The organism is Frankia sp. Mgl5, from assembly GCF_023242985.1.
Classification (GTDB): domain Bacteria; phylum Actinomycetota; class Actinomycetes; order Frankiales; family Frankiaceae; genus Parafrankia; species Parafrankia soli.
The window spans coordinates 15,648-30,826 of the sequence record NZ_JALKFY010000806.1; the positions used below are offsets into that span (position 1 = coordinate 15,648).

The 15,179-nt window shown below is 72.9% G+C and carries 11 protein-coding genes and 1 pseudogene; 6 read left to right on the top strand and 6 right to left on the bottom strand.

Features of this window, described 5'->3' with window-relative positions:
- Positions 1-27 precede the first annotated feature (27 nt).
- Positions 28-2,460 (bottom strand): EAL domain-containing protein, encoded by a 2,433-nt coding sequence (locus tag MXD62_RS29440; protein ID WP_248832642.1) that lies wholly within the window; start codon positions 2,458-2,460, stop codon positions 28-30.
- 586 nt (positions 2,461-3,046) lie between these two features.
- On the opposite strand from MXD62_RS29440, the gene MXD62_RS29445 reads away from it, so the two are divergent.
- Entirely contained in the window at positions 3,047-3,457 is a 411-nt protein-coding gene (locus tag MXD62_RS29445; protein ID WP_248832643.1) for a YccF domain-containing protein, read from the top strand.
- A 646-nt stretch (positions 3,458-4,103) separates the two neighbouring features.
- Here MXD62_RS29445 and tnpA read toward each other — a convergent pair.
- Positions 4,104-4,453: pseudogene (tnpA, locus tag MXD62_RS29450) on the bottom strand (IS200/IS605 family transposase); the annotation flags it as partial.
- A 91-nt stretch (positions 4,454-4,544) separates the two neighbouring features.
- Between tnpA and MXD62_RS39455 the strand changes: the two are divergent.
- The 4 genes from MXD62_RS39455 (at position 4,545) to MXD62_RS29465 (ending at position 8,775) form a co-directional block, all read left to right on the top strand.
- Positions 4,545-4,667: a hypothetical protein gene (locus tag MXD62_RS39455; protein WP_285224230.1), complete on the top strand. Its 123-nt coding sequence runs from the start codon at positions 4,545-4,547 to the stop codon at positions 4,665-4,667.
- Between the two features lie 128 nt (positions 4,668-4,795).
- On the top strand, positions 4,796-6,187 hold the full coding sequence (locus MXD62_RS29455) for a cystathionine beta-synthase (protein WP_248832644.1): 1,392 nt from the start codon (positions 4,796-4,798) through the stop codon (positions 6,185-6,187).
- Positions 6,188-6,312: 125 nt separating this feature from the next.
- Complete coding sequence (locus tag MXD62_RS29460) at positions 6,313-7,470, top strand: cystathionine gamma-synthase (RefSeq protein WP_248832645.1); 1,158 nt, start codon at positions 6,313-6,315, stop codon at positions 7,468-7,470.
- A gap of 309 nt (positions 7,471-7,779) precedes the next feature.
- Entirely contained in the window at positions 7,780-8,775 is a 996-nt protein-coding gene (locus tag MXD62_RS29465; RefSeq protein WP_248832646.1) for a hypothetical protein, read from the top strand.
- A gap of 779 nt (positions 8,776-9,554) precedes the next feature.
- On the opposite strand, the gene MXD62_RS29470 is transcribed toward MXD62_RS29465, so the two are convergent.
- From MXD62_RS29470 to MXD62_RS29480, 3 genes are read right to left on the bottom strand one after another with little or no spacing between them, the layout of a single operon-like run.
- Positions 9,555-10,130 carry a transferase gene (locus tag MXD62_RS29470; protein WP_248832647.1) on the bottom strand — a complete coding sequence of 192 codons (576 nt, stop codon included), beginning with the start codon at positions 10,128-10,130 and terminating at the stop codon, positions 9,555-9,557.
- Positions 10,120-10,356 carry an acyl carrier protein gene (locus tag MXD62_RS29475; RefSeq protein ID WP_248832648.1) on the bottom strand — a complete coding sequence of 79 codons (237 nt, stop codon included), beginning with the start codon at positions 10,354-10,356 and terminating at the stop codon, positions 10,120-10,122. Before MXD62_RS29475 ends, MXD62_RS29470 begins: the two co-directional genes overlap by 11 nt.
- Positions 10,356-12,539, bottom strand: a complete 2,184-nt coding sequence (locus MXD62_RS29480; RefSeq protein WP_248832649.1) for an HAD-IIIC family phosphatase — start codon at positions 12,537-12,539, stop codon at positions 10,356-10,358. Before MXD62_RS29480 ends, MXD62_RS29475 begins: the two co-directional genes overlap by 1 nt.
- A 477-nt stretch (positions 12,540-13,016) precedes the next feature.
- On the opposite strand from MXD62_RS29480, the gene MXD62_RS29485 reads away from it, so the two are divergent.
- The gene (locus MXD62_RS29485) at positions 13,017-13,565 is read left to right on the top strand and encodes an NAD(P)H-dependent oxidoreductase (RefSeq protein WP_248832686.1); all 549 of its coding nucleotides are present in this window, start codon (positions 13,017-13,019) and stop codon (positions 13,563-13,565) included.
- Positions 13,566-14,111: 546 nt separating this feature from the next.
- On the opposite strand, the gene MXD62_RS29490 is transcribed toward MXD62_RS29485, so the two are convergent.
- A complete protein-coding gene (locus MXD62_RS29490; protein WP_248832650.1) occupies positions 14,112-15,041 on the bottom strand; it encodes a hypothetical protein in 930 nt (309 codons plus the stop codon).
- Between the last annotated feature and the right edge of the window lie 138 nt (positions 15,042-15,179).

The following is a 15,179-nucleotide window of genomic DNA, read 5'->3' on the forward strand; positions in this document are numbered from 1 at the left end:
ACCGACCCGGGCCGGGCGGGGGTTCGGTCAGCTGGCGGCGAAGGCGCGGCTGAGCATGGTCGCGGCGAACTCGTCGGCGGGGACCGGCTCTCCGAACAGGTGGCCCTGGCCCAGGTCCGCGCCGAACGAGCGCAGCGCCGCCGCCTGTTCCGGCTCCTCGACCCCCTCGGCGGTGACCGACAGCCGCAGCCTGCGGGCGAACTCCACGATCGCCTCCACGAGGTGGTCGTCCCGGCCGGGCTCGGTGCCCCGGCCGAGCTTCTCGACGAAGAGCCCGGCGAGCTTCAGCCCGCGCACCGGCATGGTCGACAGGTAGGCGAAGTTCGACCACCCGGTGCCGAAGTCGTCGATGACGATGCGGACGCCCAGGTCGTTGAGCGCGTGCAGCGCGGTGACCTGGTCGCCGCCGGAGTCCATGAGCACCGTCTCGGTCAGCTCGAGTTGGAGCCGCCGCGGCGGCAGGCCCGTCCGGTCCAGCACCTTCTCGACCGCGCCGACCAGGCCCGGCTCGCGGAGCTGGCGGGCGGAGAGGTTCACGCTGATGAACATGTGCGCCGGCCAGTCACGCGCGGTCTCGCAGGCCCGTTCGAGCACCCACAGCCCGAGCTGGACGATGAAGCCGGAGTCCTCCGCGAGAGCGATGAACTCACCCGGACGGGTTGGCCCGAGGCGGGGGTGGTCCCAGCGGAGCAATGCCTCGGCCCCGGCGACCGTGCCGTGCCGGAGGTCGATGATCGGCTGGTAGGCCAGCGAGAACTCGCCTCTGTCCAGGCCCGGGCGCATCGATCGGGACATCAGGCCACGCGCGGCCTCCCGGGTACCGCGGTCGGGGTCGAAGGCCGTCCACCGGTTCTTGCCGCCGTTCTTCGCCCAGGTCAGCGCGGCGTCGGCCGCCGCGACGAGGTCGGACGGGCTGGTGTCGGCGACCGCCATCTCGACCACACCGATGCTGCACGTCGCGGGCAGGTCGCGGCCGTCGACGCGGGCGGGCTCGCGCAGCGTGTCCAGGACCCGCCGGGCGATGCCGGTCATCTCGTCGAGCCCGCCGCAGTCCGGGACGAGAATCATGAACTCGTCACCGCCCATCCGGGCCACGGTGCGCTCCGCCACGGCGATCCCGCCCAGCCGGCGGGCGACCTCGGCGAGGAGCTGGTCGCCCACCTCGTAGCCGAAGCCCTCATTGATCATTTTGAATCGGTCGAGGTCGAGGTAGCACAGACCGACCCGCGCGGACGGCGGCGCCTCCCGGAACACCGCCTGCAACCGGTCGAGGAACTCGGCCCGGTTCGCGAGCCCGGTCAACGGGTCGTGCCGGGCGTGGAAGCGGAGCTCCTCCTGCAGGCGGCGGCGTTCGGTGATGTCCTCGAGCATCGCGACGCCGAACCAGTCACCGGCCACTCCGGGCCAGGTGGTCGAGAGCGTCAGCGCCACCCAGGTCGGCGTCCCGTCGGGCCGCAGGATGCGGCATTCTCCGCGGGACCGGCCGCGCCGGGCCTCGCGCCACAGCCAGCGCACCGCCTCCCGGTCGGCCGGATGGACGATCTCGGGCAGCTGCCAGGCCAGCGGGGCGGTGTGCCCGCTGAGGCCGAGGATCTCCAGCGCGGCGTCGCTGGCCTCCACGATGCGCCCCGTCCGGTCGGCGACGAGCATGCCGAGGGCGGTGCCGCTGAGCACGGCGTGCAGCCTCGTCTGGGAGATCCGCCGCTCGCGCTCGGCGCGGGCCCGGGCGCCGAGGTCGACGCGACGCGCTGCGGCCTGGCCGTCCCGCGTGCGCTCCCGGAGGGTCTCGGTGTGGCCGCGGACGAGCTCGCCCAGCAGGTCCACGACCCGCTCCGTCGACGCGGCGGACACCCGGCCCGACAGCGTGTCGGCCCGCGGCGGCCGGCGCAGCAGAGCGCCCTCGCCCGACGGCCCGGCCCCGGGAGCGGCCGCGCCGCTGTTCCCCATCGCGGCGGTCGCCGTACCCGTGGGCACCCGCCCGGCGAGCCCCTTCGCGGCGGTGGCCGTGGTGGCGGCAGGCCCCGTCGCCGCGGGCGCGCCGCCGGCGAGCCCCATCGCGGCGGTCGCCGTCGCGGCGCCCGGGTGAGCTGTGCCCGGGTGAACCGTGCCCGCCGGGCTGGTCTCGGGGCCGTCTGCCGGGCGGGCCCAGCCGCCGGTGTGGTGGGCCAGGTGCCGGCCGAACAGCCGGACGGTCCGTCCGAGGGCCTCACCGGACGTCACGTGGCCGTGGACCAGCCGCGCGCCCACGTCATAGCCGATCTCGGGCCGGAACGGCTCGGCACTCACCGCCCGGACCAGCGCCGCCGCCAGGCGTGCCAGCCAGGCGCGGGCGTCCGCGGCGGCGAGCGGAAGGAGATCGACCGCAGTGATCTCGGCGAACCACCGGTCCACCAGGTCCGCCGTCTCGGTCTCGATCGTCACCGGATACCTCAGTCCCGCCGTGGAGTACCGCTTCCGCATTGCCGGTCATTCACCGGAACTGCTCGCTTACCTCGCGTTATCATTCGGACAAAACGGTCGGATTCTCCCAACCGCCGCAAACCGTACTCCAGTCTGCACGGCCACGGCGGTCTCCAGCCCAAGCGCGCCATGGGCACGATTGCCGTCCCGCCGCCGTTTGACCACTCGAGAACCGGGCATCCACCCGTGGCCACCACGCCGGGAAAGCACCATGAGGCCGGATGCCGGCACGGGTCTCCTGTGAGGAGTACCACCCCACCGGTGGCCCGAGATTCCGGTGCCGCCCAAGGAAAAGAACGAGAAGGAGACGCGAAGGCGCGGCCGGGGGCGACGGCGGAACGCCTCGCCCGAGCCGAGGAGCCCGGCGTGTGCCGCGCGGGGCCGTGGTAATGCGCCGCGGGCGCCGGACGGCCCGTCCGGGGAGGTCCGTCCGGGGCTGCATATCCGGGCCGGTCCCCAGGTGGACGATGCCGGAGGTCCCGGAGCAGGCGGTGGCCCCGGAGCAGCGGACACGCGAAACGGAAGACACCGCGAAACAGAAGACACAGGGAGCCCCTGAGCGGGCGACAGGGAGGCGACCGCGCAGATGCGCATCGTACTCAACGTGATCTGGCTGGTGCTGTGTGGAGTGTGGCTGGCGATCGGCTACGCCCTCGCCGCCCTCGTCTGTTTTCTTCTCATCATCACGATTCCGTTCGGCATCGCGTCGCTGCGCATGGCGAACTACACGCTGTGGCCGTTCGGACGCCGCTTGGTCGACAAGCCGACCGCGGGAACGGCGTCACTGATCGGCAACGTTCTGTGGATCGTGCTCGCCGGGTGGTGGCTGGCGCTCGGACATCTGACGACGGGCCTCGCGCTGTGCCTGACTGTCATCGGCATCCCACTCGGACTGGCCAACTTCAAGCTCATCCCGGTGTCCCTGATGCCGCTCGGGAAGGACATCGTCCCGGTCGACAGTCGTGACAGCGACCCCTACCTGGCCGGATACCGATAGGCCGGCCCGCCGGTAGGCCGTCGGCGGGCGGTGGCGGTGTGCCGCCGAGGGCTGCCCGATCCCCGTCGGCGCGGCGTGTCTGACGACGTGTTCCGCGTCAATCGCGCCGATGCGCGGCTTCGCCCGTCTATTCCCCTTCGGTACCATCTGCGGGCTGGTACAAGGTGCCATGGGGGGAAATCGTGGGTTATCAGCTCGGAATCGATCTGGGTGTATCCGAAACAACCGTCGTGGCCATCGAGGCGGGGTGGCCTGCCGTCGTTCCGATCGGCGGCTCCGCATCCGTGCCGACAATTCTGCACATCGGCACGGACGGGACGGCACGCGGCGGCCGGACAGCCGCCCGACTGGCCCGGAGTGATCCGGACCGGCACGCGGCACGTTTCGTCGAACGGTTAGGAGAACCGGCGCCGCGCGACCGTCCGCCGACGCGCTCGGCGCGCTACTGACCCGCTCGGGCCGCGCGGCCCCCGGCCGCTACGTTCGACCTGGGCTCGGACTGGTTCGAGGCCGCCGTCCACACGGCGATGCCGTCCAGGTTCGTCGTCGCGGGCGGCCCGGTAGGCCTCTCCGACGTGACCACCGCCATGCTCGACGAGCTGCTGCGGGCGCACGCCGTCGCGGCTCTCCCCGCCGACGCCCCGGCGGCCGTGCCGACGGCGGCGGCAATGTACGACCGCGACCACAGGGTCGGCAACCGGGAACGCAGGTGCGGGAACTCCTCACGCAGCACCCGGGACGTCAACCCCTTGAGCTGGTTGGCGACATATGACGGGGAGTGCTTCGGGTAAGCCTCGACGAACAGATGCATGTGGCCGGGCGTGACCTCCAGCGCGACGACCGTCCCATCGTGCTCCGCGCACTTCTGCCGGATCAGCTCCCACAGCGGTCACGGACGAGACCGGCGAGCACCGGGCGGCGGTACTTCGGGCACCACACAACGTGATACCCGAGGTCGCAGACGCCACCCGCACCCACCGTCACCCGCCGAACCATGATCCGAATATACCAGCAACGTACACATATGGTTACGATCCGTGCCCGACCCCCCTGGCACCTGAAGGCGTCAGTCCCTCGGGAAATTTTGATGGAGAACCAGAAGGACGTGACGTTCCGGGCGCACTTCGTCGCCCGGGACGACGCCACGGTCAGGGACAACACGGCAATCGTCCATGCCATGACGTCCGGAGTGGAACCCGTCCGGACATAGCTGCTCCTTCGGCCCGCGCCGGCGGCATGTGCCGCGTCCGGAAGGCGGACGCGACACACCGCCGGTAACGTCGTCGCTGGCGGCTACTGGCGGCGATCGGGGCGACGTCTCCGGCGAGAGGCGGGCAGATGGACGTGTACGACCACGTCACCGACCTGGTCGGTGACACGCCCCTGGTGCGGCTGACGCCGACGATCGCCGACACGGTGACACCCGTGCTCGGCAAGCTCGAGTACCTCAACCCGGGCGGCTCGGTGAAGGACCGCATCGCCCTGTCGATGGTGGCGGCGGCCGAGCGCGACGGCCGGCTCGCCCCCGGCGGGACCATCGTCGAGCCCACCAGCGGGAACACCGGTGTCGGCCTCGCCATGGTCGCCGCGCGGCGTGGCTACCGCTGCGTCTTCACCATGCCGGACAAGATCAGCGAGGAGAAGCGGGCCGTCCTGCGGGCCTACGGCTCCGAGGTGATCGTCTGCCCGACGGCCGTCGCGCCGGACGACCCCCGCTCCTACTACTCGGTCGCCCGCCGGGTGCTGAGCGAGACCCCCGGCGCCTGGAGCCCCGACCAGTACTCCAACCCCGACAACCCGGCCGCGCACGAGGCCTCCACCGGCCCGGAGATCTGGCGGGCCACCGGCGGGCGGGTGACGCACTTCGTCGCCGGCATCGGCACCGGCGGGACGATCTGCGGGACGGGCCGCTACCTCAAGGCGGTCAGCGGCGGCACCGTGCAGGTGATCGGCGCCGACCCCGAGGGCTCGGTCTACTCCGGCGGCAGCGGACGTCCCTACCTGGTCGAAGGCGTCGGCGAGGACATCTGGCCGGCGACCTACGACAAGGCCGTGGTCGACCGGGTGGAGGCCGTCAGCGACCGCGACTCGTTCCTGATGACGCGCGAGCTGGCGCGCCGGGCCGGAATCCTCGTCGGCGGCTCCTGCGGCCTGGCGGTCGTCGCCGCGCTGCGGGTCGCCCGCGAGCTCGACGCGGCCGGGACGACCGACGCCTGCGTCGTGGTCCTGCTCCCCGACTCCGGCCGCGGCTACCTGTCGAAGATCTTCAACGACGAGTGGATGTACGACAACGGCTTCCTCGACCCGCCGTCCGACGAGCCGACGGTCGCCTCGGTGCTCGCGCACAAGGCCGCGCAGACGTCCGGGCCGCCGAACCTCGTCCACGTGCATCCCGACGAGACCGTCGGGGCGGCCATCTCGTACCTGCGGGAGTACGGCGTCTCGCAGATGCCGGTGGTGCGCCACGAGCCGCCGGTGCGGGCCGCGGAGGTGGCGGGCGCCGTGCTGGAGCGCGAGCTGCTCGACGCCGTCTTCGCCGACCGGGGGACGGTGGACGCGCCCGTCGCCGACCACATGTCGCCACCGCTGCCGACGGTCGGCGCCGGTGAGCCCGTCTCGGTGCTGGTGAGCGCGCTCGGCGAGAACCCGGCCGCCCTCGTCCTGGACGAGGGGAACCCGACGGGGATCCTCACCCGGGCCGACCTGCTGGGGTTTCTCGCCGTCCGCTGAGTCGTTCCGCCTGTCGACATCGCCGCCCGTCGACACGCCGCCTGGCGGCACGCCGTCCGGCGGCATCGCCGTCTGGTGAAGTAGCTGCCTGTCTGAGTCCGGGCTCGAGTACAAGGGTTGTGGCCATGGGTGATCGGAACGCGGGATTCGAGACCGTCGCGGTGCACGCGGGCCAGGAGCCCGACCCTGCCACCGGCGCGGTCGTCGTCCCCATCCATCCCGCGTCGACGTTCGCGCAGGACGGCGTCGGCGGGCTGCGGGCCGGCTTCGAGTACGCCCGCTCGGGCAACCCGACCCGCGCCGCGCTGGAGGCCAGTCTGACCGCGCTCGAGCGCGGGGCCGCGGCGCTCGCGTTCGCCTCCGGTCTGGCCGCCTCGGACGCGCTGCTGCGGGCCGTGTGCCGTCCCGGCAGCCACGTGGTGATCCCCGGTGACGCCTACGGCGGCACGTACCGCCTGTTCGCGCGGGTGCTGGCCGAGTGGGGCGTCGAGCACACGGCGGTCGACCTGAGCGACCCGGCCGCCGCCGTGGCCGCGATCCGGCCGGGGGCGACGGCGCTGGTGTGGTGCGAGACGCCGACCAACCCGATGCTCGCGATCGCCGACATCGCCGCGCTCGCCGCCGTCGCGCACCAGGCGGGCGCGCTGCTCGTCGTCGACAACACCTTCGCCTCGCCCTACCTGTGCCAGCCGCTGACGCTCGGCGCGGACGCGGTCGTCCACTCGACCACGAAGTACCTCGGCGGGCACAGCGACGTGGTGGGCGGGGCGGTGGTGACCGCGTCGGCGGAGCTCGCCGAGCGGGTGCGGTTCGTACAGAACGCTGCCGGGGCCGTGCCGGGGCCGTTCGACGCCTGGCTGGTGCTGCGCGGGATCAGGACCCTCGCGGTGCGGATGGACCGGCACTGCGCGAACGCGCGGGAGATCGCCGCGCTGCTCGCCGGCCACGCCGCCGTGTCGGCCGTCCACTACCCGGGGCTGGCGAGCCACCCCGGCCACGACGTAGCCGCCAAGCAGATGCGTGACTTCGGCGGGATGGTCTCGTTCCAGGTCCGGGCCGGCGCCGAGGCCGCCCTCGCGGTGTGCGCCGCCACCCGGCTGTTCACCCTCGCCGAGTCGCTGGGCGGGGTGGAGTCGCTGATCGAGCATCCCGCGCGGATGACGCACGCATCGGTGGCGGGCTCACCGCTCGCCGTCCCCGACGACCTCGTGCGGCTCTCCGTCGGCATCGAGGCGGCCGACGACCTGGTCGCCGACCTCGAACAGGCACTCGACTCGGCCTGACGCGCGGTTTCCCGCAAACCGCCACTCGCCGACCCGACCCCGACCCCGACCCCGACCGGCGGTTACCCGCCGGGCCGGGCTCATGAGGTGTGGGCGAAGCCAAGCACACTCCGCCGTCGCGCGCGCACGAACATGGCACCACATGACGAAGGTCCCGACATTGGACCGGAGTGACGACATAGAGCTTTGTGCTCGCTACCGTCAGAGTAGCTTCTAGATCGTCTCTTTCCGGAGAATAATCATGAGATTACGTCCGGATCATCCGGGCCTCCACCGCCGTAACCGGACAACGACGCTCAGGAGTGCGGGATGGACGAAGCGGCGGACCGGCGGCTGGTCGTTGCCACCTGTGCGACCACAGCCGCACTCGCGCTGGGCGGTTCGCGTCTCATGATCTCGCCGGAGGACCGGGGCCGCGACACACTCGACCGGATCGAGACGGGCCTGCGGACCATGGCCCGTCGCTGGGAGACGATGGCTCCCAGGGAGCTGGTCGAACGCCTCGATCTGATCGCCCGGCACACCGAGACGATGGCGGGTAGCCGCCAGTCGGCCGCGGTGCGCCGGGACTGGCGCCGAACGCACAGCAGAGTGCTCGTGATGTCGGCGGTGGCCCAGGGCGACAACGGCATGTCCGGGCGCGCGGTCGTGTCGGCCCGCACCGCGCTCGTTCTCGCCCGGCACGTCGGTGACGCGCCGACCGCGGCACACGCGGGCGTCGTGCTCGCCGAGCTCGCCGCCTACACGTTCGACAGTGTGGACGACGGTCTCGCGCTCGCGCTCGCGGCACGGGCGACGGCACCCAGCTCCCACACCGCGGTACTCGCGATGACCACCGAGGCCAACATCCGCGCCGGGCGCGGCGAGCCGGCCGACCGGGTGATGGCGGTGCTGCGGGAGGCCGAGGATCTCGCCCGCGAGCTGACCCCGGCGACCCAGGGCTACGCCCTCGACGGCCTGCACCCCGGCTACCTGCCGACGTTCGGCGGCGCCGCACTGATCGGCGCGGGAGCCCTCGACGAGGGACGTCAGCGACTGGCGACGGCGGCCGCCCTGTTCGACCGCTCACGCGCGCCCGGAGCGCTCGCCGCGGTGCGGCTCTACCAGGCGTCCGCCGCGGTGCACGCCGACGCGCTGGACGAGGCGCAGACCCTGGCGACCCGGGCGCTGGCGACCTCCGCGGTACGTCCCACGGCCTGGCTGACGAACGGGATCATGTCGCTCGCCGACCGGGCGCGGCGCCGCGGCGCTGACTGGACAGGGCTGGTCAACCAGGCGCGGGAATGGGCACCGGCGGCGGTGTGAGACCGCCACGGGGCAGTGGCGGCGCGCGGTGTCCGCACGGCGCGCGCGTTCCCGCGCGACGCGGACGTCGGCGCGGATGTGACGGCGCGGACCAACCAGGCGACAGCGGCCGCGACCACGGCGACCGCGATGACGACAACCAGCGCAGCAAGCACCGCGGTGAACGGCGAACCGGTCAGGACATCGGCCAGCCAGGATCCCCGCGATCCGGAAGTTCCGGGGACAGAGTGTCCATTCATGCGAATGGGCGGGGGTGTCGGCACCGGCACCGGCACCGCAGCCGGTACGGAAGGCGGGCCAACGGAAATCTGCGACAGCGAACTCAAAGACACGGCCGGGACGGTAGCGGATGCCCGACCAGCAGCTTCAGGTGACTTGATCATGTCCACAAAAGTGCAGTGGCGATCACTCAGCTTATTTTCCGCGCAGCCCCGCCTATTACCTTGATAAGTAATATGTACAACCCGTAACACCACGGTCGCACTAAAGGGCTAGTCCGTGGGCTGACTATATCGAGTATAAACCGCCGCCGTCAGCACCGGACGCACACCATTCGCTCATCTGCTCAGGTTTCACACACCCCCCGAGGAGAGGTAGCCCGTCGTGCGGCGCCGCCGGCCGACGGCTGAAGTCCGCGTACGCGACCGCGGGCCCGGTGTGGGTGATGGTCCGGGAGCCGGACGGCGTGCGCTTCTGCCCGGTGGACACCGCCCCGACGCAGCCGGGCCCGGTGCGTTCCGCGGGTGCCGAGCGCTACGGCGCGGCGATGGCCGCGCCCTTCACCCGGCGGGCGGGCGCATGATCCTCGCGGGAGCGGCGAAGACGGTGGCACCCGCCGGGACGTCGGTCGTGACGATCGAGCCAGGTCCGATCTTCACGTCGTCCCCGATCGTGATCGGCCCGATCAGGTGCGCGCCCGGCGCGATGTCGACTCGTGCGCCGATCTTCGGGACGGCATCGGGCGGGGCGTCCGTCGAGGCGTACCCGATCGTGACGCCGTGCCGGATGATCGTGTCGTCGCCGATCACGCAGTAGCGCGGGATCATGACCGCCTGGTGATGCCCGATCAGGACGCGACGTCCGATGCCGGCGTCGACGGAGATCTCGGTGCCCTGGAGGTTACGGATGACGATGTTGTTCACGGCCTTGAAGGCGATCGTGCCGAACCTGCCGACCAGCCCGCCGCGCTCGCGGCACCACCGGCCGAACCGGTGGACGGCGAGCGCCTGGTAGCCCGGGTGCAGCCGCGACCCGTAGTGGACGTCCCTGTCCTCGCGCAGCTGCGCCCGCAGCGAGAGCGGCGCGCCCCTCGACCCGGCCACGGCGGGCCCGGCAGTGCGGGGCTCAGCCGACATCGCCGAGCTCCTCGATACACACGCGCAGCTCACCGACGTTCGCGAACGAGCCGAGGCGCTCGTCGGGGATCTGCACCGCGAACTCGTTCTCCACCGCGTAGATCAGGTTGATGTACGCCAGGGAGTCCCAGCCGGGCACGTCCGCCGCCGTGGTGGCGTCCGTGACGACCAGGTCGTCGTCGCTGAAGATCTCCCGGAAGACCTGGGCGAGGCGCTCCTGCACCATCAGCCGGCCACCTCCTCCATCGTCCGCACGGATGCGCTCGCGACGGCGGCCCCGCCCGCGCGAGCGTCGACGACCCGGATGAGCCCGGGCCGGTTCAGGGCGCTCGCGACCGGCAGCACCCAGCGGGTGGCCCCCGCGCCGGTGCCATCGGCGGGAGCCACACCGGGGCCACCGGCCGGGGCGGCGCGACCGGCGTCGGCGGGAGCCGCGGGGTCCGGCCGGAAGCCCAGCCGCGAGTACAGGTCGGCCACCAGCGCGTTCTTCGCGGTCGGCAGGTAGTGCCCCCGCACGGAGGAACAGCCCAGCCGCCGGGCCTCCGCCACGATCAGCCCGGCGATCTCGTCCTCCAGCGTCCGGCCGATGACCCGGCAGCTCATCAGCCAGGTGTCGACGTCGAGGACGGCCCCGACGGGCTCGGTGGCACGCCGGGCGATGACGACCGCGACGAGGCCGTGGTCGGCGAACCGGTCGGCCAGCCGGACGCAGATCACCGCGGTGGACGGGTCCGCGGCCAGCTCGGCGACCTCGGCCTCCCCGCGGCGCCGGGTGGTCAGGTTGAACTGGTTGGTCTTCCCGATGAGCTGGACGACCCGGGGCAGCGTCAGCTCGTCGAGGGGTACGACGGTCGCGACCATCTCCAGCCCGCGGTGGAACTCCTCCAGCGAGCTCGCGGACGCGGCGAGCTCCGCCGCCCGGGCCCGCGCCCGGTACTGCTCCGTGCGGGCGGTGTCCTCGGTGGTCAGGGCGGCCGGTTCGAAGAACGGGTAGTCGGCGACCGCGCGCACGTAGCCGTGCGGGTCCCGCGGCAGGGCGATGACGTCCACCTCGGGCACGAGCTGGCGGACCACCTCGCGCTCGGCCGGGTTGTCGTCGACGAAGACCAGGGAGTCCAGACCGATCCCGAGGGTGCTCGCGATGCGCCGGATCTGGGTCGGCTTGTCCTCCCAGGAGGCACTGAACATGGCGATGTCGTCCAGCCGCAGCCGCATCGCCGGGTGCCGCTCGAACGCCTCGCGCGCGTCCGCCTCGTTGTTCTTCGAGCAGACGGCGAGGATCACGCCGCGGGCACGGAGCTGGCCGATGTACTCCTGAAACGCGGAGAAAGCCTCGCCGACCGGCCCGTCCCCGAGCGCGATGCCGGCGAGGCCCTCCTCCCCGAGCACCCCGCCCCACAGCGTGTTGTCGAGGTCGAGCACCAGGCATTTACGGCTGGTGCCCAGCTGCGCGCCAAGCACCGCCGCGGTGTGACGGGCCAGCGCGGGCACGTGCGCGAGCGAGACGGCCTGCTTCGCGCGGTGCCAGTACCGCGGGTCGAACCAGGATCGTTTGCCGACCGTGGCGGCCAGCCGCTCACAGTCGACGAAGGCGACCTGACCGCCCGCCGCCGCGCGGCCGAGCGCCGCGTTGACCGCGGCGAGCATCGACGACCGCGACCCGGGGGTGCGCAGGGCCAGGTGCCCGAGCGCCTCCGTCTCCGGGACGACGAAGGTGTGCTGGATGACGCGGGCATCCAACCGGGAGATGATGATCTCCCACAGCGACGTCCAGCGGCCGACCTCGGCGGCGACCGCGCGCTCGGGGTCCTCGGCGAGGGCTGGAAGCGCGGCCTCGCCCTCGTGGACCGCGAGGATCACGACGTCCGGCCCGAAGCGGTACAGGCCGCTGCCCGGGTCGAGCACCTCCTGCCGGTACTGGCCGTACCCGCACTCGTAGACCTCGACGGCCACCCCGGCGCGCGCGGCTGCGAGCGGCAGGAGCGCCGCGAGCTGGGCGGTCGTGTAGCTGCCGAGCACGGCGACCCGCGCCGAGCGCGCCGCGTGGCCCGCGACGGGCGACGGCACGACCGCCCCTCCCACAGCGGCGGCCACGGCCGCCCGGGCTGGCACAGCCACTCCGGCCGACGCAGCCACTCCGGCCGACGCAGCCACTCCGGGTGACACGGCTGACGCGGCCGCCCCGGCCGAGGCGCGGCGCAGGACGCCGGCGGCGGCCGTCCAGCAGGTCAGGTCGCCTCCGGCGTCGGTCGTGGCCAGCGCCCAGCGCACGGCGGCGGCCGGATCGCCCGCCCTCTCGTAGGCGAGCGCGAGATCACGACAGAGCCCGGCCGGCGGCACCTCGGCCGCGGTCGCGGCGGCCGTCAGCTCGGCGAGCCGGTGCCGGCCCGTCCCCGCGGGATCAGCCATTGATCGAACTCCTCCCCCAGGCGCCGCGCTCCGGACGCCCCCGTCCTCGAGATGCACACACTTCAACCCTACCCTTACGTAAGGGTCTCCGGATATGCGCGGAACGCCTCCCGGTACGACCAGGAGGCCACTGGTCGACCACGTCGGCACGAATCGAACTCTTCTCGCGGCTTTAGGTCACACAGACGAGTCTTCCGCAAAGCTTCCGCATCACTCTGTCACCCCAGGAGACGACTCGAACGCTCCCGGCGACTTTGGTGTGTTCGCTTCGTGGCCCCCGGGCCGGAACCGGCCAGACCCAGGAGCAGGATCAGGTCTCCCGGCAGTTCGCGATCAACGGTGCCGACAAGTGGCGCGGGCTAGGCTGGGCGCCGGGCGGCAGCCGCGCGTCGGTGCTCGACGGGGCCCGCTCGTGGCCCGCTCATGACTCTCGACGGGGCGCTCGCGTGGGCGGAGTGCACACAGAAGGGCAACACCATGGCGCAGTGCCGCATCCTGAGTGTCGTCGGCAACCCGAAGCCGAACTCGCGCACGCGGGCCGTCGCCGAGGCGGTCGCGGCCCAGGTCGTGCGCGCCCTTCCGGCCGACATTGAGGCGGTGGCCGAGGTGATCGAGGTCAGCGAGCTCGGGCCGGGGCTCCTCGGCTGGGGTGACCCGGCGGTGAAGGCGGCCGTCACGTCGATGAAGGCGGCGGACGTCCTGGTCGTCGCGACGCCCACGTACAAGGCCACCTACACCGGGCTGCTCAAGCTGCTGCTGGACCAGATCGGCCAGGGCGAGCTCGCCGGGGTGCCGACGATTCCCGTGCTGGTCGCGGCCGCGCCCGAGCACGCGCTGGCGGTCGAGGTGCACCTGCGACCGGTACTGGTCGAGATCGGCGCGTCCTGCCCGACCCGCGGGGTGTTCGTCCTCGACTCCGCCCTGGCCGACCTGCCCGCCCAGCTCGACGCGTGGGCCGCGGGCAACATCGCGGCCGTCACCGCACTCGTCGCGGCCCGCCGCACCGCGCCACAACCGCTCGGCTGATCCGGCGCTCGGCTGATCCGGCCGGCCGAGCAACCACCCGCACAGAACACCAGGATCGACCGAGGTTGGCGGCGACCACGGCCGGCGGGCGTTCCGGTTCCGCGGAACACCATGATCAACCGCGGTCGGTGGTGGCCGCGTCATCGACGGGCGGCGTGCGCAGGAGCACCGAGGATCCCGGAAACGGCCGGAAGTGATACACATTCCCGCCGACCAGATCCACATGCACGGTGCCGAGCAACCGCGGCGGTTGAGTGACAGCCAGGACTCACCCACCCGCCACGCATCACCGGGCGACGGGCCCTGGTGCATAAATCCCGTACCGCGCCCCGGCCCCGTGCCCGCGCCGCCCGAGCCTGCCCCGGCACCGTGCCTGCGCCACCCGGGACGGGATGGACACGGCGAGAGCTGGCCGTTACGCCGAGCTGCTTCCGGCTCTCGGCTACCTCCGGCTCGGGACCAGTACCAGGGCGGAGGGAACGCCAGGAGCGCGGCGCGCCCGGCGCGACGGCTGTCGGACGCAGCGACTGTCAGACGCAGCGACTGTCAGACGCAGCGACTTGCCAGGCCCGAGAAGATGTCGCCGACCCAGACCTCCGGCAGGCCGTCGGGCGGGCGTGGGCCGGCCGGGCCGCATGCCTCGTCCGCGCCACGCGCTGGATGGCCGTGTGCCGGCACCGACCCCGGCGGCGGCGTCGGGGGCTGCTGACCAGCGCCGGAGCCCGGCCCCTGACCGGACGGGATCCGGTTGTCGGCACCGGGCACGTCCGGGCCAGGCCGCGGTCCGGGCATGGCCGGCGGCGCCGGAGAGCCCGGCGGGACAGGCGGGGCCGGCGGGACAGGCGGGGCCGGCGCGGTCACCGGGCCGGTCGGCGACGGCACGGTGCTCGGCGAGGCGGTCGGGGTCGGCCCGGCGGTCGGCGTCGCACCGCCCGGCGGGCCGGTCGGGCTCGCGGACGCCTGGCCGCCGCCCGGCTGCGCCCACGGATCGCCGCCACCACCACCGACGCCGGGGCCAGGGCCGGGGCCAGGGCCGACCGAGGTCCTGTCCGGCCACGGAGAGGCACCGCCGAGACCGGCCCTGTAGCCGTCTCCGGGAGCGGACATGGCGGGAGCGGGAAACTGCCGGGGGGCCGCCCGCGGCACGCCGGTCGCGGAGTCGCCGCGCTGCAGACCCGCCGGTATCTGTCCGCTCTGGTGGTCATCGCCGTCCGACTGCCGCGCGATGATCGTCGCGTCCCGGTCGCCGCCGGACGGAGCCATCGCGCCGAAGGCGGCCACGGCGGCTGTGAAGCCGACCGCCGTGACCAGGCCGGCCCCGGGCCGACTTTCGATCATTGCCCAGGCCACCCGCCCGCGCAGCAGGCCGGTGATGCCGACCAGGAGGACGGCCATGGCGATGGTGGCGACCGATCCGGCGAGAAGCACGATCACGGCCGCCTCGACCGGTACCCGATAGTCACGTCCGCGCTCCACGGGTGGATCACGGCCGCCTCCGCGGCGCCGCGGTTGCCCGCATCCGTCCCCCAGCCTCGCCGGTGCAGTGTCCGCGGGAACCTATCTCACCCAGAGTGATAACTTCGACACTTTGAGAAGCGTGTTGGCGTGGGACGA

What these genes read in the sequence shown, in the direction of transcription:
- MXD62_RS39455 (WP_285224230.1), top strand. Translation starts at nt 4,545, where the DNA reads ATGGAGAACCAGAAGGACGTGACGTTCCGGGCGCACTTCGTCGCCCGG.
- MXD62_RS29480 (WP_248832649.1), bottom strand. Translation starts at nt 12,539, where the DNA reads ATGGCTGATCCCGCGGGGACGGGCCGGCACCGGCTCGCCGAGCTGACG.
- MXD62_RS29455 (WP_248832644.1), top strand. Translation starts at nt 4,796, where the DNA reads ATGGACGTGTACGACCACGTCACCGACCTGGTCGGTGACACGCCCCTG.
- MXD62_RS29465 (WP_248832646.1), top strand. Translation starts at nt 7,780, where the DNA reads ATGGACGAAGCGGCGGACCGGCGGCTGGTCGTTGCCACCTGTGCGACC.
- MXD62_RS29445 (WP_248832643.1), top strand. Translation starts at nt 3,047, where the DNA reads ATGCGCATCGTACTCAACGTGATCTGGCTGGTGCTGTGTGGAGTGTGG.
- MXD62_RS29470 (WP_248832647.1), bottom strand. Translation starts at nt 10,130, where the DNA reads ATGTCGGCTGAGCCCCGCACTGCCGGGCCCGCCGTGGCCGGGTCGAGG.
- MXD62_RS29485 (WP_248832686.1), top strand. Translation starts at nt 13,017, where the DNA reads ATGGCGCAGTGCCGCATCCTGAGTGTCGTCGGCAACCCGAAGCCGAAC.
- MXD62_RS29475 (WP_248832648.1), bottom strand. Translation starts at nt 10,356, where the DNA reads ATGGTGCAGGAGCGCCTCGCCCAGGTCTTCCGGGAGATCTTCAGCGAC.
- MXD62_RS29460 (WP_248832645.1), top strand. Translation starts at nt 6,313, where the DNA reads ATGGGTGATCGGAACGCGGGATTCGAGACCGTCGCGGTGCACGCGGGC.
- MXD62_RS29440 (WP_248832642.1), bottom strand. Translation starts at nt 2,460, where the DNA reads ATGCGGAAGCGGTACTCCACGGCGGGACTGAGGTATCCGGTGACGATC.